Raw genomic sequence first — 26,249 nt, 5'->3', positions numbered from 1 at the left:
ATTCCCCGATTCCCAATCACTAATCCCTGGTCTGCGATCTGTAAACACCATTACCCACCCAACAAGCAAAAGAGATACAAAAATGCCACAGAATCCTGACAAAATCGTAGACCACGTAGACCTATTTAAACAATCAGAGTACACTGAACTCTTCAAGAGGAAGCACGAACAATTTGAAGGTGCACACTCTGACGCAGAAGTAGAACGCGTTTCCGAATGGACAAAAAGCTGGGACTACCGTGAAAAGAACTTTGCTCGCGAAGCACTAACAGTTAACCCAGCCAAAGGTTGCCAACCAGTAGGTGCAATGTTTGCAGCCCTTGGCTTTGAAGGAACTCTTCCTTTTGTCCAAGGTTCTCAAGGTTGTGTTGCATACTTCCGTACTCATCTCAGCCGTCACTACAAAGAACCTTGCTCTGCTGTTTCTTCTTCTATGACAGAAGACGCAGCCGTGTTTGGTGGCTTGAATAACATGATTGAAGGTTTGAGTGTTGCTTATACACTCTACAAGCCCAAGATGATTGCTGTTTGCACCACCTGTATGGCTGAGGTTATCGGTGATGACTTGGGTGCATTTATTACCAACGCTAAGAACGCTGGTTCTATTCCTAAGGACTTCCCTGTACCCTTTGCTCACACCCCCAGTTTTGTTGGTTCCCACATCACTGGTTACGACAATATGATGAAGGGAATTCTATCTTACCTAAGTGAAGGTAAGAAGAAAGAGCAAACTAACGGCAAAATCAATTTCATCCCTGGTTTTGACACCTACGTAGGCAATAACCGGGAACTCAAGCGGATGCTTGGTTTGATGGGAGTAGATTACACTATTCTCTCTGATAGCAGCGATTACTTTGATTCACCTAATAATGGTGAATATCAAATGTATCCAGGTGGTACTAAGTTAGAAGATGCTGCTGAAGCTTGCAACGCTGAGGCTACTGTTGCTCTGCAAGCTTACACCACTCCCAAGACCCGTGAATACATTGAAACCAAGTGGAATCAAAAAACTAAGGTCTTACGTCCCTTCGGTGTCAAGGGTACAGATGAATTTTTGATGACACTGTCAGAAATGACTGGTAAGCCCATTCCCCAAGAATTAGAAATCGAACGTGGTCGCTTAGTTGATGCGATGACCGATTCCTACGCTTGGATTCATGGCAAGAAGTTTGCAATCTATGGCGAACCAGACTTGATTATCAGTATTGTTAGTTTCTTGTTGGAATTGGGTGCTGAACCAGTACATATTCTCTGCCACAACGGTGACGAAGAGTTCAAGAAAGAATTGCAAGCTATTCTTGACGAGAGTCCCTTCGGTAAGCAAGCAACTATTTGGCTCGGAAAAGATTTGTGGCACTTCCGTAGCTTGCTGTTCACCGAGCCTGTAGACTTCTTTGTTGGTAATTCCTACGGTAAGTACCTGTGGCGTGATACCAAGATTCCAATGGTACGGATTGGTTATCCTATCTTCGATCGCCACCACTTACACCGCTATTCAACCATCGGTTATCAAGGCGGTATCAACCTCCTTAACTGGGTTGTCAATACCATTCTCGATGAAATGGATCGCAACACCAACATCACCGGTGTAACCGATATTTCCTTTGACTTGATTCGTTAAGAATCTCATCAACTCGCGGCGTGCCAATGAAGTAAAAAGTTAAAAGTAAAAACTCTAAAGATTATTCTTTTAGCTTTTTACTTTTTCCTTTTTACTTTTTTCTCAAAATAGAATTATGGAATCGATCAATCACACTCATGTTCATCCTAACTACCACCCGCCTAATCCTCACAAATCTCGCGGTTTTGATGTTCTATATCCATTACGTCGATTAATCGATAGCATCCAAATCAAAAATTATCATCTTGCTCATTTAATTTGCCAAATGATTCCTTGCTGTTGCCCCTTTGAGCGAGATATTCACTTGTTTGGGTGCATCTTTCACATTCCTTCGCTCTGTAAACTCAATCCTTTATATGATAATTTTGTCGGATTGCGTTTTCGGGCATTATCTTACCTCAGCGATGAATGTGGAGAAGATGTCACGAAATATATTTGCTAGTCGTTACAATTTACTCATTATTAATACTCATTATCCATTACTAATTAGTTAATGATTGTTAATTGTTGTTAGTTGTTTGTTGTATGGAATAACTAACAACCAACAACCACCAACCAATAACTAACAAAATTCATCCAGCGCGAGGAAACAGATGATAATCACCCAAGGCAAAATCAACGAGCTGCTCTCTGAGCCAGGATGCGAACATAATCATCACAAAAACGGGGAAAAGAAAAACAAGTCTTGCACGCAACAAGCTCAACCTGGAGCCGCTCAAGGGGGTTGTGCCTTTGATGGTGCAATGATTGCCCTAGTACCCATCACTGATGCTGCTCATTTAGTTCACGGGCCGATCGCCTGCGCTGGTAATTCCTGGGGTAGTCGTGGTAGTCTCTCTTCTGGCCCTCAACTTTACAAATTTGGCTTCACCACCGATTTGAGTGAGAATGATGTCATCTTCGGTGGTGAAAAAAAGCTTTATAAAGCCATCCTCGACATTCACAAACGCTATAGTCCCCAAGCAGTTTTTGTGTACTCCACTTGTGTTACTGCTCTGATCGGCGAAGACATGGATGCAGTCTGCAAAGCTGCTAGCAATAAAATCGGCATTCCTGTTATCCCTGTCAATTCACCAGGGTTCGTAGGTAGCAAAAATCTTGGCAACCGCATAGGTGGAGAAGCTTTACTAGAATACGTAGTTGGTACTGAAGAACCAGAATACACCACACCCTACGACATCAACCTCATCGGTGAATATAACATCGCTGGTGAAATGTGGAATGTATTACCGTTATTTAAAAAATTAGGTATTCGTGTTTTAGCTAAAATTACAGGTGATGCTCGCTACAAAGAAGTATGTTGCGCCCATCGTGCCAAGCTTAACGTGATGATTTGCTCTAAAGCTTTAATCAACATGGCGCGGAAAATGGAGGAACGTTACGGTATTCCCTACATCGAAGAATCTTTCTACGGCGTAGAAGACATGAATCGCTGTCTGCGGAATATTGCGGCAAAATTGGGTGATGCTGATTTACAAGCAAGAACAGAAAAGCTGATTGCTGAAGAAACAGCCGCCCTCGATGCTAAACTTGCTCCCTATCGCGATCGCCTCAAGGGCAAGCGTGTTGTCCTTTATACCGGGGGAGTGAAAAGTTGGTCTATTATCTCCGCCGCTAAAGACTTAGGGATGGAAGTCGTTGCTACCAGTACCAAAAAAAGTACTGAGGAAGATAAAGCTCGTATCAAGCAATTACTCGGCAAAGACGGCATTACTCTAGAAAAAGGTAATCCCCAAGAAATTCTACGGGTGATTAACGAAACTAACGCAGAGATGCTGATTGCTGGCGGTCGTAACCAATACACCGCCCTGAAAGCCCGGATTCCTTTTCTCGACATCAATCAAGAACGCCACCACGCCTACGCAGGTTATAGCGGCATGGTAGAAATGGCTAGGGAATTAGATGAAGCCCTCTACAGCCCTGTGTGGGAACAAGTCCGCAAACCAGCACCTTGGGAAGACGACTCGGAGACACGGGGACAAGGAGATGCAGGAAAGTTCTCCTCTTCAACACACCTGCCCATCTCTGTATCTTTTGAGGAGGAGGACTACTAATGGCAAAAGTTGTCACTCCTAACAAGCCAGTGATAGTTAATCCCCTCAAGCAAAGCCAAACTTTAGGTGCAGCCCTAGCCTTTTTGGGTTTGAAAGGGATGATGCCTTTACTCCACGGTTCCCAAGGTTGTACTGCCTTTGCCAAAGTTATACTGGTGCGGCATTTCCGAGAAGCGATACCCCTTTCCACGACAGCGATGACAGAAGTCAGTACAATCTTGGGTGGTGAGGAAAATGTGGAACAAGCAATTCTAACTTTAGTGCAGAAGTCCCAGCCGGAAATTATTGGTTTGTGTACAACTGGACTAACGGAAACCAGAGGGGATGACATGGACGGGATTCTTAAGGATTTCCGCAAACGTCATCCGGAATTGGATGAGTTGCCAATTGTACTTGTCTCCTCACCGGATTTCAAAGGCGCACTGCAAGATGGATTTGCAGCAGCAGTAGAAAGTATCGTCAAAGAAGTTCCCCAACCGGGAGAACCAAAGGCGCAGCAGGTGACAATTTTGATGAGTTCCGCCTTCACACCAGGAGATGTGCAACAAATCAAGGAAATTGTCAGTACTTTTGGGTTAATACCAATTGTAGTCCCTGACCTTTCAGCTTCCTTGGATGGTCACTTGGATGACTCCTACAGTCCGATTACCGGGGGTGGAACAACTTTAGTACAACTGCATAAAGTCGGTAGTTCTGTGTATACCCTAGCGCTAGGTGAAAGTATGCGGGGTGCAGCCAAAATTTTAGAACAAAAGTTTGGCACACCTTACGACGTGTTTACCGAACTGACCGGATTAGAAGCGGTAGATAAGTTTATGCAGTTTTTGGCAAATCTGAGTGGAACCGCAGTTCCAGAGAAATATCGCCGTCAACGTCGCCAATTGCAAGATGCGATGTTAGACACCCATTTTTACTTTGGCAGGAAAAAGGTGTCCTTGGCGCTGGAACCAGATTTACTCTGGTCAACGGTATATTTTCTGCAATCAATGGGTGCGGAAATTCAAGCTGCTGTCACCACAACGCGATCGCCACTATTGGAAAAACTGCCCATCGATAGCGTCACCATCGGCGATTTTGAAGACTTTGAAAACTTAGCAGTTGGTTCTGATTTGCTGATTGGTAATTCCCATACTCAGGCGATCGCTAAACGTTTAGGAATTCCTCTGTATCGCCAGGGTATTCCGATTTTTGATCGCTTAGGTAACGGTCAATTTACCAAAGTCGGCTACCGAGGAACCATGGAACTCTTATTTGATATTGGGAACCTCTTTTTACACGCAGAGGAAACGAAAGTCAGAGATAGAGATGTGCAGGGGGATTAGGGAAATAGGGGGAGTGTGAGGAGATGGGGAGGTAGGGAGTAAACCACTAACAACTAACAACTAACTACTAATCAAAAAATGAAAATTGCCTTCACAACTAGTGATCAAGTTCATGTCAATGCTCATTTTGGTTGGGCAAAGATGATTGATGTTTATGAAGTTTCCAAAGATGGTTATCAATTTGTAGAAACTATCAAATTTAATGGAAACCTCAAAGAAGATGGTAACGAGGATAAACTTGTTCCTAAACTCAATGCATTAAAAGAATGCACAATTGTGTATGTTGCAGCAATTGGTAGTAGTGCTGCTGCCAAATTACTGAAAACAGGTGTCACTCCAATTAAAGCACGCTCAGAGCAAGATGAAATTGCTGATACGCTCAACAAATTAGTTGAAACTCTTAAAGGTAGTCCACCACCTTGGTTACGCAAAGCTTTGCAGCAAAAAAATCTGAATTTTGATGAATTGGAACTGGAAGAATAAACAACTGTATGAGTACAACTAATAGTGTCAACGGAACCGCCCCAAATCAAGTTATAAATTCGCCTTTTTTGCAAGCGATCGTCCAACAAATTCGTGGACAAGATAGTTACGGTGTGTATCGCAATTGGTCGGATGAATTAATCCTTAAACCCTTTATAGTTAGCAAACAAAAGAAACGCGAAATTTCTGTGGAGGGTGAAGTTGATCCAGTAACAATTGGGCGAATTATGGCATTTTATCGCGCTGTCGCTGCCTGCATTGAAAAAGAAACAGGTTTGTTATCTCAAGTTGTAGTTGATTTAAGTCATGAAGGTTTTGGCTGGGCGCTAGTTTTTTCTGGTCGTTTGTTGTTAGCAGTTAAAACCCTAAGAGATGCTCATCGTTTCGGTTTTGAATCACTGGAAAAAGTAGCAGAAGAAGGAGAAAAACTAGTTCAAAAAGGTGTGGAATTAGCTCAAAGATTTCCTGAAGTGGGAAGGTTGTGATTTTGTCAAGAGTCAATGGTCTATTGTCAAGAATAACCACCAACAAATGAACATTGAAGAATTAAAAACTCAAATCAAACGCCTCAACAGTAAAGCAGGTCAAATGAAAATGGATCTGCATGATTTGGCAGAGGGACTACCAACAGATTATCAAAAAATCATGGATGTAGCTGCTGCAACTTATGAAATTTATCGCCAGATGGATGAACTAAAACAACAACTAAAAATTATGGAGCAAAAGCAATGAGCGAAGATTGGAGTAAATTCCAAAAGCTCACACAAGCAGAGGAATATTTTGATTTTTTTGGTTTACCTTATGACCAAAAAGTTGTAAGTGTAAATCGCCTACATATTTTGAAAAAATTCTCTCAATCTATTCAAGAAATTGATGAGAATTATACTGACTTGAGTGTAGAAGAGAGATTAAATAAATATTGTGAGGCTTTGCAAAAAGCTTATCAGGTTTTTCTGGAATCCACACCTCAAGAACAAAAGCTGTTCAAAGTATTTAAACAGAAGCCTAAAAATGTAGTCACGCTGACAGAAATCACTTCTGATTAGGAGGTAAAAAGTGATAGACCTAACGCCTACCGAGTTAGAACGTTACCGTCGCCAAATGATGCTCCCAAATTTTGGCGAAGTAGCGCAGAAGCGTCTCAAGTCAGCAACTGTTCTGGTGACGGGTGTGGGAGGATTAGGTGGTACAGCAGCGCTTTACCTAGCAGTAGCAGGTGTTGGTCGGCTGATCCTAGTCCGGGGTGGTGACTTGCGACTAGATGATATGAATCGTCAAATTTTGATGACGCACGATTGGGTTGGTCAGCCAAGAGTTTTCAAGGCAAAGGAAACTCTCGAAGCCATCAATCCTGATGTCAAGGTGGAAGCGGTTCATGAATATATTAATCAGGAGAATGTAGACTCCTTGGTGCAATCTGCTGATATGGCACTAGACTGCGCCCATAATTTTACGGAACGCGATTTGCTAAATGCAGCTTGTGTACGTTGGCGTAAGCCAATGGTAGAAGCAGCAATGGACGGGATGGAGGCTTACCTGACTACGATTATTCCTGGTGTGACACCTTGTTTATCTTGCCTATTTCCAGAAAAACCAGACTGGGATAGACGTGGGTTTGCAGTTTTAGGTGCTGTATCGGGTACTCTTGCTTGTTTGACGGCTTTGGAAGCAATCAAGCTGATCACTGGTTATAGTCAACCTTTGTTATCGCAACTACTGACGATGGATTTGACCCGCATGGAATTTGCTAAGCGCCGTTCTTATCGCGATCGCTGCTGTCCAGTATGCGGTAACGATGCACCTTGGAGATACTTGCAATCAAAATCCACAGTCATTAGTCATTAGTAAATTGTTGTTTGTTGTTTGTTCTTTGTTGTTTGGAACAACTAACAATCAACTACCAACTACCAACAAACAACTAATTTTTAAAAGTCAGGAGGTCTAATGACTGTTACTTTGACAGAAAAAGCAGAATTTCGTCTACGGGCATTTTTGGCAGGTTCTGCTCCTGATGCCAATGGCGCGACAAAAGGTATCCGTATATCTGTTAAAGATGGTGGTTGCAGTGGTTATGAATATGCCATGGATGTCACCAGTCAACCAAAACCAGACGATCTAGTTATCCAGCAAGGTAAAGTAATCCTTTACGTTGATGCTAAAAGCGCGCCATTACTTGAAGGAATCGTCATAGATTTTATCGACGGTGTAATGGAAGGTGGCTTCAAATTTATCAACCCCAATGCAACAGAAACTTGCGGTTGCGGCAAATCATTTAAAACGAGTGATTGCTCATCAGCAGGTGTACCTTGCAGCTAATTAATAAATGTTGCTTGTTCTTTGTTGCTTGTTGTTTGGAACGAACAACTATCAACTAACAACTAACAACCAAGTTTTTTTGAGGAGAACACAAAAATGGCTACCTACCAAGTAAGATTAATCAACAAAAAAGAAGACCTTGACGCCACAATTGAAGTTGATGAAGATACTACTATCTTAGATGCAGCAGAAGAAAATGGTATTGAATTACCCTTCTCTTGCCACTCTGGTTCTTGCTCTAGCTGTGTTGGTAAGGTAGTTGAAGGCGAAGTAGATCAATCTGAGCAAATCTTTTTAGATGATGAGCAGATTTCTAAAGGATTCGCATTACTTTGCGTTACCTATCCCCGTTCTAATTGCACAATTAAAACACATCAAGAACCTTATCTTGTTTAAACCTCTCATTTTTTTCTCCCTTTTATTTTTCTTTCCTTAGCTATTCTTGAGGTCATAGCTATTACACAGCTATGACTTCTTTATTAATGAAGAATAAGGATTTTATACTGACTGAAGTAAGTAGTTTATAGCAATTATTTTTCAAATATTGTTCTTAATTATAAGATAACGTAATTTTATAGATGTTGGTTTATTCTTTAGTTTTATTTTACAACTAACTTAAATATCTAGTATTTAAACACTACTAACCACTAACCAATGTACCAGACGTGCCATGGCACGTCTCTACAACAACCAACAATTAACCACTAACTACTAAATGTTTAACGGTTTCAATGTCACTGGTTCTTCATTAGAATTACTGAAAATAGGAGAGCAAGGAATTATTCAATTCTGTAACACTCAGGACGAAAAGATTCTAAATCAAGTGATATCTTTAGGTCTAACTCCAGGAACATACTTTACTGTAGAACAGCAATTTCCTAATGTTGTGATCAACCTCAGGCAAGGAAGAATAAAGATTAGTAAGGAAATTGCTCGTAACATTTATGTCCGAATTGTGAATAGGTAATTATATGTTTGTTATGAATTAGGTTATTGGTTGATTTTTAATTATTTTTAGAATATTTAGATATTGCACCTCAATTTGAGTATGCCTGGAACTAAAGTTCCAGGCTTATAGCTAAAGTCCGTTAAAACGGACTGAAAAATATGCAGATATGCCTTCTACTATATTTTCAAGACAGTCAATCACGGGAAAATCTCCACAAGCAAATATGGAAATATAACTTTTCCTACACCCTTACACCCCACGCCCCATTTAATAGTAAAAATATGACAGGGAATACCGTCACGCGCCACTATCACAACTTTTTACAAGTCGTTCAGAGTTACTATCAATTAACAAAACCTCGAATTATTCCTTTGCTATTGATTACGACAGTTGCTAGTATGTCGATCGCATCTGAGGGGAAATTAGATCCAATATTGCTACTAGTAACTTTGGCTGGTGGTACTTTTGCTGCTGCTAGCGCTCAAACTTTTAATTGCGTCTACGATCGCGATATTGATTATGAAATGGAACGCACGCGCCATCGTCCTTTACCTTCTGGTCGTGTCCAACCTAATCATGCTTTAATATTTGCGATCGCTTTAGCTTGTATTTCTTTTACATTGTTGACAGTATTTGTAAATTTGCTCAGTGCTTTACTAGCAATGTCGGGGATTTTATTTTATGTAGGCGTCTACACTCATTTACTCAAACGCCATACTTCACTGAACATTGTCATTGGTGGTGCTGCTGGAGCTGTTCCTGTGTTGGTGGGTTGGGCTGCGGTTACAGGTACACTGAGTTGGACAGCGTGGTTATTATTTGCGATCGTTTTTTTATGGACACCTCCCCATTTTTGGGCGTTAGCCTTGATGATTAGCGAAGATTATGCCAAGGTAGGTGTACCCATGCTGCCTGTGGTTACTGATAATATCACAGCTGCCCGGCAAATTTGGGTATATACTTTAATTCTTGTCCCTGCTACATTTTTGTTGATCTATCCTCTACAAGCAGTAGGTACTGTCTATGGCTGTATAGCCTTTATTATGGGAGCTATTTTTATTAAAAAAGCCTGGGCGCTTTTGCAAGATTCAGAGAATAAACAATCAGCGCGATCGCTTTTTCTTTACTCTATTCTTTACATGATGTTGTTGTGTGCTGCTATGGTAGTTGATAGTTTATCAATTACCCACAATTTTATTCAAGCAATGATGAAATTAGTTAATTGAATTGTGTTTTTTTGTTGGTTGTTGTTAGTTGTTTGCTCCTACAATCAACCACCAACCACCAACAAAGAACTAAATAGTTTTTTAATCAACAGCAACCATCACATCTGTTGCTTTTACAACTGCATAAGCTTCTTTACCTTCAGCTAGCTGCAAACTATCTGCTGAAGCTTTTGTAATAATAGCAGTTACCTCTACTCCAGGTGCTAATTCTAATGTCACTTCGGTGTTTACAGATCCTGGTACGACTTTTTTCACAGTAGCTTTTAGGGTATTACGAGCGCTGATTTTCATCTTTTTGTATCTTCGATTATTTTCCTAACTTATGTTATCTATTTAAGAAAATTAGTATGTATTTCTTTAGATTTTTTTTAGAAGATATTTTTTTATACTTATTTAACTCCTAGATATGTTATTACTTTTGCTCAAATTTACTTTTATCAAGGATATTCTCCTATGTTAATGTGACTGTAAACCTTTGGTTCTTCGGTAGCTGTTATGCCAATTAGCAAACTTTTGCAAAATTCAATATTGCGAGGTTTATACTGAAGGGGACAATGACATAAAATATCAATAATATAACAATTTTGATAATCTATTATTGACAATAAACATATCTAAATATCATTTAAATCAGGAATGACTACTTACTATAAAAATGACAATATCTATCTGAAATTTAGTTTTTATTAATGTTCTATTAACTAATATTAGTGCAAAGTTTTATAACTAATCTCTTGCTTTATTTTGTGATCAATATAAGATATAAATGTAGGATAAATTGTTTCCTGAAGATCGAAATATTCAGTAGTGAAAAGTAATTACGCTCTCTCAATTAATGATTTTCTAAACTTTGACTAAATTCTCAACCTAGAGAAATCAAAATATATTTCAGATAATTAATGATGGGCGAAGGCGTAAATCTTATTCTAAAAAAGTCAAAGTAATTTAGAAATCATAAAACAAAGATTGACTAAATTTAGTAGTAATCACTTTTTACAGCAGTGATTTTCAGGAATTACAATTTAACCTAATTATTTAGACAAGGCGTGTATCTTCGACGCTCACCCAGCTAGGAAAGAATCACAGAATCAATTTCCTTGCATAAAGGAAAAGGAGCAGAAATTATGAGAGCCAAGCATATTATGACTCAAGATGTAGCTACTATTCGTGGTTCGGCTACTGTAGCAGAAGCAGTCAAACTCATGAGGCTCAAAGAATTACGGGCGTTGATTGTAGAACCTCGAAATGACGCAGATGCATACGGTATTGTGACTGAGACAGATATTGTATCTAAGGTGGTTGCTTATGGAAAAGATCCCAAAAAGGTACACGTCTACGAAATCATGAGTAAGCCTTGCATCGTCGTCAATCCCGATCTTGATGTAGAATACGTAGCACGACTATTTGCTAATACGGGTGTTTGGCGTGCGCCTGTCATTCAAGGTGAATTACTTGGCATTATTTCTGTTACCGACATTATTACCAAAGGTGACTTCCTGGAAAAACCCAAATTAGCTTTCTTGCAAAAAGAACTCCAAAAAGCCATATCAAATGCTCGCTCAATTTCCAGTAACTACGGTGCGGATTCCAAAAAAGCTGTAGAAGCTTGGGATTTTGTAGACGAACTCGAAGCAGAAGCATGTTTTTATGGCGCACCCAAGCCAGAAAAACCAGCAAGACAACTATTCTCTAATGGATGTCATCCAGTGAGCGTAGGTTAATAAATAGAAACTATGTAGCTATTATGAGGTGCGTTAACGCGGTGTAACGCACCCTAAAAATTTAAGATTTACTTTATTAATAAGCTTTTAGTGTAATTATCTTTGATAAATTTTCTCAAAACTATTTTTATAAATTAATAGTCAGTTTTTATAAGCAAAAGGCTCTTGACTGAGCCTATTAAGGTGTGGTTTTCAAAAATAGACAGTGTAGCAGTTTACTTTTATGATTTAGAACTTGAGAATTATTTTCTAACATAGATATAAAAATCCATTGATATTAACTTGGAGATCATTATTTTACCCAGCAATAGTATCAATGGATTCTTTTTTTTAATTATTTGTGTTTATTATAAATCTAGCTGGAACTATAGAAGCCTGAAGTATTGCTTTGTAGATAGAAAACATCAATAATCTATGTAAACTTGCTGCTTCAGCCTTAATCCAGACACAAATCTAAAATAAATTTTAATTTTAACGTCAGTACAACGAACCCCTCCCTCCGCTCTCCTACTCCTACAACATAGGAATGGAATAGTCAAAAATTAGGTCTGTTAGTCTCTCAGACCATGAAAATGGTTTAACGAGAGGTAAATCTATACCCTTAAAACTCACGTTAATTTTAATATATTTACTCTTGCCATCTAGAATGACTGGAGGTTTTAATGTAACCGTTGAGAGTAATAAAAACCGTAATTTCAACCATTGTGAGTGTAAATTCTATATAGTCATTAAGAGAGAAGGAGATGAATAAGGAATTTTTACCAAAGGATGATTTTCACCCTCTTCAGCTAACTTCAGCAGACATTATATTGCGCCAACAACTAGAAAATTCTATTAGTAGTTATTTTTTTAATGCTTGCGATCGCACTATTCAAAACTTATTATCTAGTTGTCGTTGGTACATTCTTAGTCATGCGAATACTTTGACTTTAGTAGTCGAATGTCCCGACCAAATTACTAACTGGCGTGTTCTGCAAAAAATCGTGCCAATGGCAGCAGTGTTAGGCAACATTATTAGTAGCGCCAAAATTCGCATTTGTCCGCCCAAAAAAGAGGGAATGCCTTTTGAGATGAGAGTAGATGAGTTATCGGTTTATCGGGATATGGCGTAGTGGTTCTTAGTTGTTTGTTGATCGATAGACACTAACTACTAACCACTAACCCCCTATTCAATCATTGCCTTAATTTCTGCAAAAACCAAGTCGGCAGAATCTTTAACAGCAGGACTCAACTCCCAACCAAAATCAAGATTCGCCGCTTCAATTAAATAAACTATCACCTCTTGGGGAAAATCATTCTGAAAGATTTTTCTGCCTGCGGCTAAAGCATTATCCCAACGAAAATCATGCAAATTATAACTTGCTTCTGGCAGGGTCTCTAGTTCTTTTCCTGGAACTTTAAATACAGCACCCGGTTCGGAACCTGTTGTACTTGCATCAATAATAATTAACTGCTTACAACCTCTTGCTTGAAACATCACTTCCATACCAGCAGTACCACAATCATAAACTTGCACATGAGGATGGGGATGTTCCGCAAGATATTGCTGTAGGCGTTGAGCGACTATGACACCCACAGCATCATCACTGCGGTTAACATTTCCGCAACCAATAATAGTTATTTGTCGTTTGTCAATTCTCATTTATCATTTGTCATTTGCTATTCGTTGTTCTTAAAGTCAGTTGGGTGCATTAGGCAAAACAAGTCTAATGCATTATCTTTTCCAAAACTCTTTCAGCACTATAACAAACGTTGAGCAAGCTAACACTGTGTTAGAGCCGACTGACCTGGAGTGACCTATGAGAAAATCGCCATTGCAGAGAAAGCGGGATGAGTTTATTTCCTCTATCAATGAAAAAACTTAATTCTTGGCGTTCTTGGAGTCTTGGCGGTTCATTCTACCCTGCGGCAAGCCGCTAGGCGTCTACATCCCCATTTTATGCAATGCCAGAAAATCAGAGAAAGCTTATAGGTGTGTTATTTTCCTAAGAAAAGCAATAAAATCTAATTCGTATTATACCATTATTTTTAATAAAAATTACTGAAAAATACTTTTATTAACTCGCAAAATTTTTATATTAATGCATTATTAATAATAGTTCACTATTCACATTTAGCAATTACAATTCTGATTAAAAAATACATTTTTTAGCTTTGTTTAAGAATATTATCGTTGTATGCTAATTATTAAGTTTTGAGTCTAAAAGTTATACTAAATTCATCCTATTCTACAACCAAGCTAACTCTTAATTAACCAGATTTCGCCGCACAGAAATTATAACCAAATTGGTTAGGTATGAATGCTGGTAATGATATTTTGAAATGCCAATCTTGGAACTTGAGCTTATATGCAGCAGATATACCCAGGAGAATTTTATGCTTGAGTATCTAACGCGTTTGAACGACCACAATCTACCCTATCCAGATACGATTCATCCAATTGTTGTTCACTTTGTCATAGCAATGGTGTTGTTTGCCTTCTGCTGTGATGTGATAGGTTATTTTACCCGCAATTCCCGGCTATTCGAGGTCAGCTGGTGGAATATGTGTCTTGCTACCGTCGCCATCTTTGTGGCGATCATTTTTGGTCAGTTTGAAGCAGGTTTGGCAAAGCCTTATCACCTAGCAAAGTCAGTACTGAATATGCATACTCTGATTGGCTGGTCACTTTCAGGAATTATTGCTGCAATCACAGCTTGGCGTTATGTAATTCGTACGCGCAACCCCCAGAAATTACCCATTGGATATTTAGGAGTAGGACTACTACTAGTGACCATCGTTGGTATGCAAGTGTATCTGGGAGATCAACTTGTTTGGGTGTATGGACTGCACACAGTACCAGTAGTTGAAGCAGTAAAGGATGGTATTTTGCGATGAACGCAGAACTGATTGATCAATTGGGGGCTAAACTAGGCGCAAACGGACTACCTTACACCATTCCTATTCATCCCAACTTAGTTCATCTGACCTTGGGTCTGTTCATCATTGGGATTCTCTTTGATATTGTCGGTGTATTTTTCCCTCTACATAAATTCGTCTACAAATATTTAGCATTACCAGTTGAACGCGCGAACTTCTTTGATGTTGGCTGGTATAACATGCTGGCTTCAGCCATTATCACTTTTTTTACAGTAGCAGCAGGCTTTTACGAAATCATGCTTGCAGAAGCACCAGTGGATGTTAAAAGTGCCTGGGGTATGCAAGCAATGGAAACAATGCTGTGGCATGGTGTGGGTGGTGTTTTACTCTTAGCGCTAATCGTTGGTATGACTGTTTGGCGCGGATTCCAGCGCTTTATTTGGCGCAAAGACGAAGATAGACAAGTGCAGCTGAGTTATCTCGCTGTCGGAATGGCAATCATGTTTGTGATGTATATCCACGGTACTTTGGGAGCGCAAATGGCTGCGGAATTCGGCATACACAACACCGCCGATCAATTGCTCAGAGTCGGTCAAGACCTCAACGCAATTATAAAAGGTTAGTGGTTAGTAGTTAGTGGTTAGCAGTCAAGCAATAACCACCAACCAACCATCAACAACTAACAACCAACTCTTGTATTGCTATGAAAATCCAGAAATTACTCAAAATTCTCACCTTTGCAACGAGTGCGATCGCACTCACAACTACCAGTCTCTGGATTGGGAAACAAGCTTACTCCTGGCTTCCTCCCCAAGCGGCTGCGGAATCGCGACTCGTTGATGATTTGATTAGCTTCTTGGTAACACTCGGAGCTTTTATCTTCCTGGGTGTCACCGGAACTCTGATGTATTCCGTAATTTTCCATCGAGCGAAAAAAGGTGAAATTGCTGATGGTCCACCCATCGAAGGAAATATCACCCTCGAAGTCGTCTGGACAGCCATCCCGATTATGCTGGTGCTGTGGATTGCTGGTTACAGCTACCAAATCTACGAACAAATGGGAATTCAAGGGCCAAATGAACACGTCCACTTCCATATGCCGATGGGGATGGAATCAGCTTATGCAGCACCAAAAGACGCACCTGTTGACACCACCACTGAACCCATAGAAAAAATCGACGTCCTTGCCAAACAATGGGCTTGGGTCTTCCACTATCCAGAAAAGAATGTTACTAGTAGCGAACTGCACCTACCTGCTAACAAAAGAGTGCGTTTAGCATTACAATCTGAAGACGTTCTGCATGGCTTATACGTACCAGCCTTTCGCCTCAAACAAGACATAGTTCCCAACCAAACTATAGACTTTGAATTCACTCCCATCCGGCTGGGTAAATATCAACTCACTGATTCTCAATACAGTGGTACATATTTTGCAACCATGCAAGCCGATGTTGTAGTTGAATCACCAGAAGATTACCAGCAGTGGCTGACCAAAGCTGCAACCCGCAAACCTTCTCCAGCCAAAAATCAGGCAGTTTCTGAATACGCTCAAGCAGATGGCTGGACAACCGTCGCCCCTGCTGCACCTCCTCTGGTTAATTATCCTGGCTAAAAGGAAACAAAGCGATGACCAACATTACTATTGAAAGTATCGGTATCGCAGGTGAACAAACCCATCACCCCAGTCCCGATAACTGGAAGCGATACTTCAGCTTTAGCACCGACCACAAGGTCATTGGTATCCAGTACCTTGTTACCTCATTTATCTTCTTCCTAGTTGGCGGTATCTTTGCAATGATACTGCGGGGAGAACTCATCACCCCGGAATCAGATTTGATTGACCGCACCATGTACAACGGTATGTTTACCATGCATGGTACAGTCATGCTGTTCCTGTGGACATTTCCATCCCTAGTTGGTATAGCTAACTACCTTGTACCTCTAATGATTGGGGCGCGGGATATGGCATTTCCTCGCCTCAACGCTGCCGCTTTTTGGATGGTTCCAGTCGTGGGAATTCTATTGATGGCTAGCTTTTTTGTCCCTGGTGGCCCAGCTCAAGCCGGCTGGTGGTCTTACCCACCCGTCAGTCTCCAGAATCCCACAGGTAACTTAATTAACGGACAAGTCATCTGGTTGTTGGCAGTAGCCATCTCTGGTGTGTCTTCGATTATGGGAGCAGTCAACTTTGTTACTACGATTGTGAAGATGCGCGCCCCAGGCATGACCTTCTTTAGAATGCCCCTATTCGTTTGGGCTGTATTCAGCGCTCAAATTATCCAACTTTTCGGACTCCCAGCCTTGACAGCAGGTGCAGTCATGCTGTTACTTGACCTCACCGTTGGTACTGGCTTTTTTAACCCAGCCAATGGCGGTAATCCAGTCATGTTCCAGCACTACTTCTGGTTTTACTCCCACCCTGCTGTGTATGTGATTATTCTGCCCATCTTTGGGATTTTCTCAGAGATATTCCCAGTTTACGCTCGTAAACCTTTATTTGGTTATAAAGTAGTCGCTGTTTCCTCAATCTTAATTGCCGTAGTCAGTGCGATCGTCTGGGTACACCACATGTATGTCAGTGGTACTCCTGGTTGGATGCGGATGCTTTTCATGCTGACAACCATGTTTGTCTCTGTACCTACTGGTATTAAAGTATTTGCTTGGGTAGCAACAATTTGGGGCGGTAAACTGCGCCTCACTACACCCATGTTGTTTGCTTTGGGTGGATTGGTGTTGTTTGTCTTCGCCGGAATTACAGGAATCATGCTTTCCTCTGTCCCTGTAGATGTCCACGTCAACAATACCTACTTTGTCGTTGGTCACTTCCACTATGTCCTTTACGGGACAGTAACTATGGGGATGTATGCAGCCATCTACCACTGGTTCCCCAAGATGACAGGCAAAATGTACTACGAAGGCTTGGGTAAGTTGCATTTTTGGTTAGCTTTCATTGGTACTAACCTCAACTTCTTCCCCATGCATCCCTTAGGATTACAAGGGATGTTGCGTAGAGTGGCTTCCTACACTCCAGAGTATGAGTTATGGAATATTGTTGCTAGTGTTGGTGCATTTATGTTAGGTATGTCTACTCTACCTTTTATTCTGAATATGATTAGTGCTTGGATAGGTGGCGAACCAGCATCGGCTAATCCTTGGCAAGCTATTGGATTGGAATGGGAAGTCTCTTCACCACCACCTGTAGAAAATTTTGCAGAGATTCCTGTTGTGATTAGTGAGCCTTATGGATATGGAAAATCAGAACCATTAGTTGCTCAAACTAACAGCCATAACTATTAAAACTTGGCGTTCTTGGCGACTTGGCGGTAAAAAATAACTATTGAACCGCCAAGACGCAGAGAGCGCCAAGAAAGAGAAAGAGAGTAAGGAGAATTTCAGGAATGGATGGTTATATGATTTCAGAAGAGTTGCATCTGCATCACGCAGAGCATACTCACGATGAAGAAGGCAATAAAATGTTTGGCTTCGTCGTGTTTTTGCTATCTGAAAGTGTTATTTTTCTCAGTTTTTTTGCAGGGTATATTGTTTATAAACTCACAACTCCTAATTGGTTACCATCTGGAGTTGATGGGTTGGAAGTGGTAGCCCCTGCTGTTAATACGGTGGTTTTGGTTGCTAGTAGTTTTGTGATTTATTTGGCAGAACGTGCTTTACAAAATCACAATTTGTGGAGATATCGCCTGTTTTTGTTGGTAACGATGGCGATGGGAACTTACTTTTTGGTTGGACAGGCGATTGAGTGGAGAGGTTTGGAGTTTGGTTTTACTTCTGGCGCGTTTGGTGGAATGTTCTACCTGCTTACTGGTTTCCACGGTTTGCATGTTTTTACAGGTATTCTATTACAGTTGATTATTTTGGTGCGTTCTTTTATTCCAGGTAATTTTGAGTCTGGTCATTTTGGTGTGAGTGCAACTTCACTTTTCTGGCACTTTGTTGATGTGATTTGGATTGTGTTGTTTGTGCTTCTCTATATTTGGCAGTAGATGTAGATTGTCAGAAAGTTAATGTTTTATAGCTGATATTGAGATCACCTCAAAATCAAAATCAACTATGAACCGTCTTGAGGATAGTTATACTCTCAAGCGGTTTATTTCAGTTTTGCTTTAAGTGCGATCGCTCCATACACAACTTTACATAAAGCTGGTCGGTTGTGCCATAATATGACTGCTCGTCGCCTATGGTTTTCTCCAATTAGAGACCAAGGTTCACTGAATTCATGCACAGCATTTGCGGCGATCGCTTTATTAGAATATTTGGGAAATAGAAATTTTGGTAAGTTTATAGTCAGATCCCTGACTTTTCCAAAAAGTCAGGGATCTTGCAATCCATCAAAACTAAGTGCAGAACACTAGTTTAACCTTAAAAAGTTTCGTAATGAGCGCTGAAGCGCTCACTACGAACTGCTAAAATTTAACCCAAATCAAACAACAAGATTTCTGCACCAATATCAGTGCTTATCTCTAGTTGTTCTTCACCATCCATTTGCACACCATCACCTGCGCGGAGTTCTTCACCATTTAATTTGGCGATCCCATTAGCAATTTGCAACCAACCATAACGGTTAGGTAGAAGATGGTAATTCACAACATCACCTGCTTCCAAAACAGATGTGTACAAATCAACATCTTGGAAAATTTTCACAGCACCATCACGCCCATCTTTGGCAGCAATTAAGCGTAATTTACCCTTTCTTTCTTCAAGAGGAAAAGCCTTTTGATCATATCTGGGTTGCAGTCCTTTTTGGTTGGGAAGAATCCAAATTTGTAAGAAGTGGCCTGGTTCAGTTTGAGATGGGTTAAATTCACTATGTAAAATTCCAGTTCCAGCACTCATAATTTGTGCTTCTCCTGGACGAATTACTGAACCGTTACCCAAACTATCTTTATGTTCTATGGCTCCTTCTAGCACATAGGTGAGAATTTCCATGTCTTTATGACCGTGAGTAGGAAAACCTGCACCAGGCGTAACACGATCATCATTAATTATACGCAAAGAACGAAATCCCATACGATTAGGATCATAAAAGTTACCAAAAGAAAATGTATGGTAACTATCGAGCCAGCCTGTTTGGGTGCGACCACGTGCATTTCTATCATGAATGAGATGGGTTTTAGCGTTGGAAACCATAGTCTAATCCTTGGAATTTATGTATTTGTATGAATTTATTTTTTTGAGTTTGATAATTAGCAAGCTACGGTGATTTACATGAATAATTGAAACTTTGCAAACTGTTATTTTGCTAAAAATTCATCTGTTTACATATATTTCACCAGAGGTTAAATTGCCTTTAATCAAATATCAATAAAGCAAGCATGAATTGATGATTTATTTTTACCCTGGTTTTTTTACCTATTTCAATATTAGAGTATATGTCTTCAAAATGAAAAGTAGATACTTAAAAGTAAGGAAGTTACCAAAAAGTTACTATTCTCACATTAAATTACAATCAAAAGTTAAAGTATAAAAAAGGGTACGTTGTATTGAGCATAACGTACCTAAAAAATTTGTTATTTGTTGATTTTTGGCAATTATTTACTACATATGCCACATAACTACTTACTACTAACTAATAACTACATTGTCTTAATTATTTAGCAGCAACTTTTTCTTTGGTTTTAGCAGTTGTAGTACCATTTTCTGATTTTACTTCTGCTGGTTGCAAATGAGCTTCTAAGAACCACAGTCGCTTGTCAATAGTGCGAGATACTTCGGTGTAAAGATCGGCTGTATCTGCATCACCTAAATCATCAGTTGTGTTGATCGCTTGTCTGATGTGTTTAGCATAAGCTGCAAAGCGCTCTGCCAATGCGGTAACATGCTGCATACCATCCAAAATGTCAACTGGATATTCTGGCAAAATTGAATTAGCTGCTGCCATCCGAGCTGTACCACAAGCATAACCACCTAAAGCGGTGATTCTTTCTGCAAACATGTCAACATACTCTTCTAACTCATCTGCAATTTCATCAAACAATTCATGCAGTTGGTAGAAGTCGGTTCCTTTGACGTTCCAGTGCGCCTGTTTTGTCTGAGTTTTCAAATCTGTTGTTGCGGCTAAAGTTTGATTGAGAAGTTCAACAATTTTGACGCGTGTATCAGCAGGAAGGTCAATGCGGCTGGGGTAAAGACGTGATGAAAGCTTATCTGCCATAGTTCTAACTCTCTTTGTTCTGGTTCTGTTGTTTTTGAACGACAAGACAAGTCTACAGATTGTACCCTGCCGTACGAAACTCTCTGGCGATAGATAGTATTTTTCTTTTGTGGATATACAATGAGCTAGAGTTGATGGTTGTTTGTTGGTGGTTAGTGGTTTATTAGTAACTAATGACCAATGACCAACGACCAATAACTATGAACTACTACGTAATCTACGATGGAAATTGCAATCTTTGCGTTACCTTGGTGCAACTACTGGAAAATCTAGACCAGGGAAACCAATTTCGCTACATCCCTATGCAAGATCAGCAAACTCTTCAACAATGGGGAATTACACCCCAAGATTGTGAGTTGGGTATGATTTTGATTAATGCTAATGCGCCAGAACAACGTTGGCAAGGTAGTGCTGCTGCTGAAGAAATTGGCGGTATATTACCATTTGGTAGTATTTTTGTGGATGCGTATCGGGCCTTACCAGGGGTGAAATGGGCAGGCGATCGCATTTACGAACAAATCCGCGACAATCGTTATACTCTGTTTGGTAAGCGTCCTAGTACATATCAATCAGTATATTGTGCTGAAAATAATTGCAAATTTTGAAGTGAGTTATCAGAGGGAACAGAGAACATGGAATTGTTATCTGTTCCCTGTTTCCTGTTAACGTTTAGAACGCTGTTGTTGATAATAGCTAACTACCTGCTGTACATACTTACCAGTAAAACCACTGTTGCAGCCTGTGTAATGACCAGTCATCCACCAACAAGCAGCCCCACGTACAGCACCAATTTCATTATTTTTGTTAGCTGCATACTGAGTATTTAACTCACGCCGTACAATACACGAAACAACTTGACGGGCTAATTGGGGACTATTTTCAAATTGTGTTGGTGTCACTTCTTTTTTCAAACAATATCTAGACCAACCTTTGAGGGTTTCTGGTTTGACTTGCCAGTCGCTGTAGTAGCCATCGTTGGCTTTACCTGTATTGGGTGCAGCTAGTCGTAATGCTTCTACCATCGCCGCAACTTGGGCATCAGATACCTGGTTTTGTGTCTGCGCTAAAACTGGCAATGGTAAAATTCCTAAGCTAGCAATGACTCCACACAGTAGAAATCGCATGTTTCTCCTCATCAATCCATCTACTTTTGCAATGTAACAAATTATGACTTCTTTATATGACGAGTTCCCTACTCCCTGTTCCCTGTTAACGACCTTTTAGTTTGTTCAGGTCATCACCACTAATAAAGTAAGCCGCACCAAAACCAATTACAAAGCGTCCCTCTTTGGGAGTGAGCTTAAACATGCGAAAATCTTGTAAGCCGCTCAATACTTCCATAATTTCACCAAAACGAGCGTGAAAATTATTCATGATTTCCCGCCACTTATCGGAATCACGCTCAATCAAAGCTGCTGTACACTCAAAAGTTAGACGACGACGGGCAAAAATTTGCTCTGTCTTATCCTCGTCCTCAATCAGCATCACACTAGCATGAGGATTAACAACTAAGTTTTGGGTGTGAGTTGACAGACCACTGATATAGATATAGATATTCTTAAACTCATCAATTACAAACGGAGCATAGCTAGCATTCGGTATACCTTGCCCGCTCGCTGTGGCAATCATAGCACTTTGAAACATTTGCATAAAAGCTTCATATTCCGCCTGGGCTTGTTCTAGACTGTTCATAAAACAATAAGGGATAAACTAATTAGCTTCCCCCTCATGTTGCCATTTCCTTTGCTTCCACTTCAATTGACTTTTACTGTTAACTGATACATGTTCCGATTTTTTAGAAAGATAAAGATCCCCAACTTTTTAGAAAAGTCGGGGATCTTACCTGAGTTGCGCCTCGCCCTGAGTACGCCTTGAACTGAAGTTCAACCCTCATAGCCCAAGTCCGTTAAAACGGACTCAAATGTATATCCAGTAAGCTTTAGCTTACTTGAGCTTTGAGCCTTTGAAATTTATTTCTTGGCGGACGAAAAAGTAGGTGCAAGATCTAAGGGATCTTTATAGTTCATGCTACTTTTTGCGTCCTATGTGGTTCGTTTCTAACGAAAGCCAAAATTAACCAATCAAATCAGCTGGTTCAACTAACTCTTCCGTTTCTCCTGACTGTTTATTAAATGCCAACCGTAAGAAAGGCGGTGCTAAAAAGGTCGTGAGAATTACCATGATGATAATCGCTGCTTGCAGAGGTTTATCGATCGCACCACTAGCTGCACCAATACCAAGGAACACCAAACCCACTTCACCCCGAGGAATCATCCCGACACCAATCGCCAAACGGTTAATTCCGGGCTGACCAAACACTGACCAACCTGTGACTACCTTACCAATAATTGCCACTACTACCAAAAAGATCGCAATTATTAATCCTTGTTGATTTTCAGGAACAATGGGATTGAGGACACCTAAATCAACCCTCGCACCCACAGTCACAAAGAAAATCGGCACTAAGATATCAGCAATGGGAATCACTTGTTGATCTAATTCTTTGCGTTTATCGGTTTCATCTAAAACTAATCCAGCAGCAAACGCGCCTAAAATTGCTTCTAAATGGATGGCGTTGCCAATAAAAGCCATAAAGAATGCAAAGATAAATGCTGGAATGATTAGTTTCCCGCGTGTTTGCAGTTTATCAGCAATAGTAACAAAAGTTTTATTAAAGAATTTGCCCAGAAGAATTGAACCAATCAGAAAAACAGTAGCGCTGACAATCAAGTAAATCACGTTCAAAATATCTACTTCGCCAGTTTTAGCCAGACTTGCTACTACTGCCAAAACAATAATTCCCAAAACATCATCAATTACAGCAGCGCCAACAATAATTTGACCTTCTCGAGATTTGAGATGTCCAAGTTCTGATAAAACTTTGGAGGTAATACCAATGCTTGTAGCGGTTAGTGCTGCACCAGCGAAAATAGCAGGAATTGCTGGGGTGTGAAAGAAAAACATCAGTCCCACAGTACCGACTGCAAAAGGAACCGCGACCCCAACACATGCTACTATTGCTGCTTGATACCCGACCTTCTTTAGTTCCCGTAAGTCTGACTCCAAGCCAATTTCAAATAAAAGAACGATTACACCCAACTCGGCTAGAATCGAAATCGCCTCACTTTGGCTTTGAAAAACAGATGTTACTGCCTCCGGACTAAGATTGCCGATGAATTGCAGTATATTCATGATTACTGAGTCTGTCGCGATCGCACCGCTTTCAGGAAATACCAGCAGATGCAAGGCGGAAGCACCAACTACGACTCCACCAACCAATTCCCCCAAAACTGGCGGAAAGTCCATCATCCTTGATAATTCACCACCGAGTTTACTGGCAAGATAAATCACAACTAAACTCAGTAATACTCCAGTAAGGACAACAGGAGCATATTCTGATTCGCTTGCTGTTGCTAGAACAGGAAACTGTAAATCAGAACTCCAGGAAGATACCCAAGTAACTGAATTAACTATTAATTCTGGAAAAATCATTTTTTATATCTCTGTAGCGACTCACTCAGGTTGCGAATGCAGGTATGGTTTTACATTTGCTAGAGACGTTGCATTCAACGTCTCTTTTTAGTTAGTTACTGCTGGACTACAGCAGTGTCACCAAAATCGCTTCGGTATGTGGTGCTTGTTGCAGTGTTCGTATCGGCTACGTAACCATTAACCAAAATAAGTGCTTGTTGCAGTGCTTCTGTACGATTCATTAGTAAGTGATGTGGAGGTAACAATTGCATAATGCCTAATTTTTCTAGGCGTCGCTTAATTTTGCCAGTTGCACCAACTATGAATACATGGCGACCTTTTTCAACTGCTTCTCTGATGGCATTTTCAATTGCCAGTGAAGCAGTAACACCCAACAAAGGTACGTCACTCAAGTCCATAATGACAACATCGCAGTCTTTGATGGCATTATGTTCACGAGCGATCGCTTTGGAAACTCCAAAAACCATCGGTCCACTCAGGTAGAACAGCAATACCCGTCCGTTGGCTTGATCTAACAACTGCTTTTCTTGTGCGTTCAAAACAATGGCATCATCAGCGTCAGTAATGGTTTTAACTTCTTGTGATTGCAAGCTAGAAAGACGTTCAATGGTCAAGATATTAGCAATAAACACCCCAACGCCCACAGCCACAATCAAATCCACAAACACTGTCAGGAACATCACCCCGTACATAATGATTGTTCCCTTCAGGGATACTTGATGAGCGCGTTTGAGGAAACTCCAATCGAGAATATCAATACCGACCTTGAGAGCAATACCTGCTAACACCGCCATGGGAATAGTTTCGGTCAAATTCGCAGCCCACAAGACCACCACTAGCAAAATAATCGCGCGAGTTATACCAGATAAAGCTGTTTTGGCTCCTGTTTGAATATTGACCACAGTTCCCATTGTGGCACCCGCCCCAGGTAGCCCACCACATATACCAGAAACCAAGTTGCCAATACCTTGACCAATCAATTCCTTGTCAGATTTGTGTTCGGTGCGAGTCAAGCTATCTGCAATTACCGCAGTTAACAAAGTATCAATACATCCCAGCATCCCCAACATTGCCCCATCAATGAGCATGACGGTGATTTGTGATGGAGTAAATGTAGGCACTTGCAATTGTGGCAGACCCATGGGGATGTCATTGATGCGTCTGATATCTGCATTCCCAAAGAAAACCAGTGAAACCACAGTACCGACAATTAATGCCACTAGTTGGGGAGGAGCATAGCGCTTCAATTTCGACGGCATTAAGAAAATAATTGCCAGTGTCAGTACTCCCAAAAGGGTTTCTATGGGATTGATATTTGATAACAACTGAGGCAGGTTTTGCACCATCCCCAGTACACCACCTTTGGGATTAGGCTGTCCCACAAAAGGAGCAATTTGCAGAATAATCAAAATTATGCCAATTCCAGACATAAAGCCTGAAATCACGCTGTAGGGCATGAGGGTGATGTATTTGCCCAGCTTGAATATGCCAAATAAAATTTGAAATATACCTGCTAGCATCACCACGGTAAATGCCATGGCCAAGCCATTCTCTGGGTTATTTGCAGTCATCGTGGCGACAATCCCAGTCATGACTACGGTCATCGGCCCAGTTGGCTCAGAAATAAGGGTCGGTGTACCTCCAAATAGCGCCGCAAAAAACCCGACACAAACAGCGCCATAAAGACCAGCCACAGGCCCAGCACCAGAAGCGACTCCAAAGGCTAACGCCAATGGTAAAGAAACAATTGCGGTTGTTAGACCACCAAAAAGATCACCACGTAAATTTCGCAAATGGATAGTATTAGTCAGTTGCATGGATGGGGATGTAATCACAACAGAACTGTGAATTCACAAACTTTCAGCCTGGATTTAGCATTCAAATACGCCAAAACATGCACCTGCCTCAAACCTCAAAAACTTGCTTGCTTAAGTTCACTGCTATCATGCTACACTTAGGATTAAATAGATATTTTTGTGCAGCAATGAATAGCCGACTCACCTGTGCAAATAATAATCTGTTTTTGAGGTAAATAGC

At 40.6% G+C, this 26,249-nt stretch carries 30 protein-coding genes; 21 read left to right on the top strand and 9 right to left on the bottom strand.

Annotated elements, in window-relative coordinates:
- Positions 1-82: 82 nt before the first annotated feature.
- The 13 genes from nifK (at position 83) to UYK_RS0117145 (ending at position 9,971) form a co-directional block, all read left to right on the top strand.
- On the top strand, positions 83-1,621 hold the full coding sequence (nifK, locus tag UYK_RS0117200; protein ID WP_009459214.1) for a nitrogenase molybdenum-iron protein subunit beta: 1,539 nt from the start codon (positions 83-85) through the stop codon (positions 1,619-1,621).
- A gap of 115 nt (positions 1,622-1,736) precedes the next feature.
- The gene (locus UYK_RS25210; protein WP_009459213.1) at positions 1,737-2,063 is read left to right on the top strand and encodes a Mo-dependent nitrogenase C-terminal domain-containing protein; all 327 of its coding nucleotides are present in this window, start codon (positions 1,737-1,739) and stop codon (positions 2,061-2,063) included.
- A 151-nt stretch (positions 2,064-2,214) separates the two neighbouring features.
- On the top strand, positions 2,215-3,675 hold the full coding sequence (gene nifE / locus UYK_RS0117195; RefSeq protein ID WP_009459212.1) for a nitrogenase iron-molybdenum cofactor biosynthesis protein NifE: 1,461 nt from the start codon (positions 2,215-2,217) through the stop codon (positions 3,673-3,675).
- The gene (nifN, locus tag UYK_RS0117190; RefSeq protein ID WP_009459211.1) at positions 3,675-4,997 is read left to right on the top strand and encodes a nitrogenase iron-molybdenum cofactor biosynthesis protein NifN; all 1,323 of its coding nucleotides are present in this window, start codon (positions 3,675-3,677) and stop codon (positions 4,995-4,997) included. The genes nifE and nifN overlap by 1 nt, the downstream gene beginning before the upstream one ends.
- A 78-nt stretch (positions 4,998-5,075) precedes the next feature.
- Complete coding sequence (gene nifX, locus UYK_RS0117185; RefSeq protein ID WP_009459210.1) at positions 5,076-5,480, top strand: nitrogen fixation protein NifX; 405 nt, start codon at positions 5,076-5,078, stop codon at positions 5,478-5,480.
- An 8-nt stretch (positions 5,481-5,488) separates the two neighbouring features.
- Complete coding sequence (locus tag UYK_RS0117180) at positions 5,489-5,965, top strand: NifX-associated nitrogen fixation protein (RefSeq protein ID WP_009459209.1); 477 nt, start codon at positions 5,489-5,491, stop codon at positions 5,963-5,965.
- Positions 5,966-6,011: 46 nt separating this feature from the next.
- On the top strand, positions 6,012-6,212 hold the full coding sequence (locus tag UYK_RS0117175; protein WP_009459208.1) for a CCE_0567 family metalloprotein: 201 nt from the start codon (positions 6,012-6,014) through the stop codon (positions 6,210-6,212).
- On the top strand, positions 6,209-6,526 hold the full coding sequence (gene nifW, locus UYK_RS0117170; protein WP_009459207.1) for a nitrogenase-stabilizing/protective protein NifW: 318 nt from the start codon (positions 6,209-6,211) through the stop codon (positions 6,524-6,526). The genes UYK_RS0117175 and nifW overlap by 4 nt, the downstream gene beginning before the upstream one ends.
- 10 nt (positions 6,527-6,536) lie before the next feature.
- Positions 6,537-7,325 carry a HesA/MoeB/ThiF family protein gene (locus tag UYK_RS0117165; RefSeq protein ID WP_009459206.1) on the top strand — a complete coding sequence of 263 codons (789 nt, stop codon included), beginning with the start codon at positions 6,537-6,539 and terminating at the stop codon, positions 7,323-7,325.
- Between the two features lie 99 nt (positions 7,326-7,424).
- On the top strand, positions 7,425-7,796 hold the full coding sequence (locus UYK_RS0117160; protein ID WP_009459205.1) for a HesB/IscA family protein: 372 nt from the start codon (positions 7,425-7,427) through the stop codon (positions 7,794-7,796).
- Between the two features lie 96 nt (positions 7,797-7,892).
- Entirely contained in the window at positions 7,893-8,192 is a 300-nt protein-coding gene (locus tag UYK_RS0117155; protein WP_009459204.1) for a 2Fe-2S iron-sulfur cluster-binding protein, read from the top strand.
- Positions 8,193-8,511: 319 nt separating this feature from the next.
- Positions 8,512-8,763, top strand: coding sequence for a FeoA family protein (locus tag UYK_RS0117150; protein WP_009459203.1), 252 nt, complete (start codon positions 8,512-8,514; stop codon positions 8,761-8,763).
- Between the two features lie 263 nt (positions 8,764-9,026).
- Complete coding sequence (locus UYK_RS0117145) at positions 9,027-9,971, top strand: heme o synthase (RefSeq protein ID WP_016871833.1); 945 nt, start codon at positions 9,027-9,029, stop codon at positions 9,969-9,971.
- An 81-nt stretch (positions 9,972-10,052) separates the two neighbouring features.
- Here the strand turns inward: UYK_RS0117145 and UYK_RS0117140 are convergent, their stop codons facing one another.
- Positions 10,053-10,262, bottom strand: a complete 210-nt coding sequence (locus UYK_RS0117140; protein ID WP_009459201.1) for a TOBE domain-containing protein — start codon at positions 10,260-10,262, stop codon at positions 10,053-10,055.
- 833 nt (positions 10,263-11,095) lie between these two features.
- Between UYK_RS0117140 and UYK_RS0117135 the strand changes: the two genes are divergently transcribed.
- The gene (locus tag UYK_RS0117135) at positions 11,096-11,692 is read left to right on the top strand and encodes a CBS domain-containing protein (protein WP_009459200.1); all 597 of its coding nucleotides are present in this window, start codon (positions 11,096-11,098) and stop codon (positions 11,690-11,692) included.
- A gap of 743 nt (positions 11,693-12,435) precedes the next feature.
- On the top strand, positions 12,436-12,804 hold the full coding sequence (locus UYK_RS0117130) for a hypothetical protein (protein ID WP_009459199.1): 369 nt from the start codon (positions 12,436-12,438) through the stop codon (positions 12,802-12,804).
- Between the two features lie 53 nt (positions 12,805-12,857).
- On the opposite strand, the gene UYK_RS0117125 is transcribed toward UYK_RS0117130, so the two are convergent.
- Positions 12,858-13,334 (bottom strand): hydrogenase maturation protease, encoded by a 477-nt coding sequence (locus tag UYK_RS0117125; RefSeq protein WP_009459198.1) that lies wholly within the window; start codon positions 13,332-13,334, stop codon positions 12,858-12,860.
- Between the two features lie 734 nt (positions 13,335-14,068).
- On the opposite strand from UYK_RS0117125, the gene UYK_RS0117120 reads away from it, so the two are divergent.
- From UYK_RS0117120 to UYK_RS0117100, 5 genes are all read left to right on the top strand, one after another.
- On the top strand, positions 14,069-14,569 hold the full coding sequence (locus tag UYK_RS0117120; protein ID WP_009459197.1) for a DUF2231 domain-containing protein: 501 nt from the start codon (positions 14,069-14,071) through the stop codon (positions 14,567-14,569).
- On the top strand, positions 14,566-15,174 hold the full coding sequence (locus UYK_RS0117115) for a DUF2231 domain-containing protein (protein WP_016871831.1): 609 nt from the start codon (positions 14,566-14,568) through the stop codon (positions 15,172-15,174). Before UYK_RS0117120 ends, UYK_RS0117115 begins: the two co-directional genes overlap by 4 nt.
- A gap of 80 nt (positions 15,175-15,254) precedes the next feature.
- The gene (locus UYK_RS0117110; RefSeq protein ID WP_016871830.1) at positions 15,255-16,163 is read left to right on the top strand and encodes a cytochrome c oxidase subunit II; all 909 of its coding nucleotides are present in this window, start codon (positions 15,255-15,257) and stop codon (positions 16,161-16,163) included.
- A 14-nt stretch (positions 16,164-16,177) separates the two neighbouring features.
- Positions 16,178-17,848: a cytochrome c oxidase subunit I gene (gene ctaD, locus UYK_RS0117105; protein ID WP_009459194.1), complete on the top strand. Its 1,671-nt coding sequence runs from the start codon at positions 16,178-16,180 to the stop codon at positions 17,846-17,848.
- 101 nt (positions 17,849-17,949) lie between these two features.
- Positions 17,950-18,552 carry a cytochrome c oxidase subunit 3 gene (locus UYK_RS0117100; RefSeq protein WP_009459193.1) on the top strand — a complete coding sequence of 201 codons (603 nt, stop codon included), beginning with the start codon at positions 17,950-17,952 and terminating at the stop codon, positions 18,550-18,552.
- Positions 18,553-18,656: 104 nt separating this feature from the next.
- Here the strand turns inward: UYK_RS0117100 and UYK_RS27590 are convergent, their stop codons facing one another.
- The 3 genes from UYK_RS27590 to dps form a co-directional block, all read right to left on the bottom strand.
- The gene (locus UYK_RS27590) at positions 18,657-18,791 is read right to left on the bottom strand and encodes a hypothetical protein (protein ID WP_268741951.1); all 135 of its coding nucleotides are present in this window, start codon (positions 18,789-18,791) and stop codon (positions 18,657-18,659) included.
- A gap of 188 nt (positions 18,792-18,979) precedes the next feature.
- Complete coding sequence (locus tag UYK_RS0117095; protein WP_009459191.1) at positions 18,980-19,696, bottom strand: pirin family protein; 717 nt, start codon at positions 19,694-19,696, stop codon at positions 18,980-18,982.
- Positions 19,697-20,156: 460 nt separating this feature from the next.
- Entirely contained in the window at positions 20,157-20,720 is a 564-nt protein-coding gene (gene dps, locus UYK_RS0117090; RefSeq protein WP_009459190.1) for a DNA starvation/stationary phase protection protein Dps, read from the bottom strand.
- Positions 20,721-20,920: 200 nt separating this feature from the next.
- Between dps and UYK_RS0117085 the strand changes: the two genes are divergently transcribed.
- Entirely contained in the window at positions 20,921-21,325 is a 405-nt protein-coding gene (locus UYK_RS0117085) for a thiol-disulfide oxidoreductase DCC family protein (RefSeq protein WP_009459189.1), read from the top strand.
- Positions 21,326-21,382: 57 nt separating this feature from the next.
- On the opposite strand, the gene UYK_RS0117080 is transcribed toward UYK_RS0117085, so the two are convergent.
- The 4 genes from UYK_RS0117080 to bicA all read right to left on the bottom strand — a co-directional run bounded on the left by UYK_RS0117080 (position 21,383) and on the right by bicA (position 26,029).
- Positions 21,383-21,844 carry a hypothetical protein gene (locus UYK_RS0117080; RefSeq protein WP_009459188.1) on the bottom strand — a complete coding sequence of 154 codons (462 nt, stop codon included), beginning with the start codon at positions 21,842-21,844 and terminating at the stop codon, positions 21,383-21,385.
- 85 nt (positions 21,845-21,929) lie between these two features.
- Entirely contained in the window at positions 21,930-22,412 is a 483-nt protein-coding gene (locus tag UYK_RS0117075; RefSeq protein ID WP_009459187.1) for a HugZ family pyridoxamine 5'-phosphate oxidase, read from the bottom strand.
- Between the two features lie 381 nt (positions 22,413-22,793).
- The gene (locus UYK_RS0117070) at positions 22,794-24,212 is read right to left on the bottom strand and encodes a cation:proton antiporter (RefSeq protein ID WP_009459186.1); all 1,419 of its coding nucleotides are present in this window, start codon (positions 24,210-24,212) and stop codon (positions 22,794-22,796) included.
- Positions 24,213-24,307: 95 nt separating this feature from the next.
- Positions 24,308-26,029: a bicarbonate transporter BicA gene (gene bicA / locus UYK_RS0117065; protein WP_009459185.1), complete on the bottom strand. Its 1,722-nt coding sequence runs from the start codon at positions 26,027-26,029 to the stop codon at positions 24,308-24,310.
- Between the last annotated feature and the right edge of the window lie 220 nt (positions 26,030-26,249).

It is taken from the genome of Fischerella thermalis PCC 7521 (assembly GCF_000317225.1).
Lineage (GTDB): Bacteria > Cyanobacteriota > Cyanobacteriia > Cyanobacteriales > Nostocaceae > Fischerella > Fischerella thermalis.
Note: the sequence above shows the minus strand (reverse complement) of the source record. Positions and strands in the feature narration are given on the sequence as shown.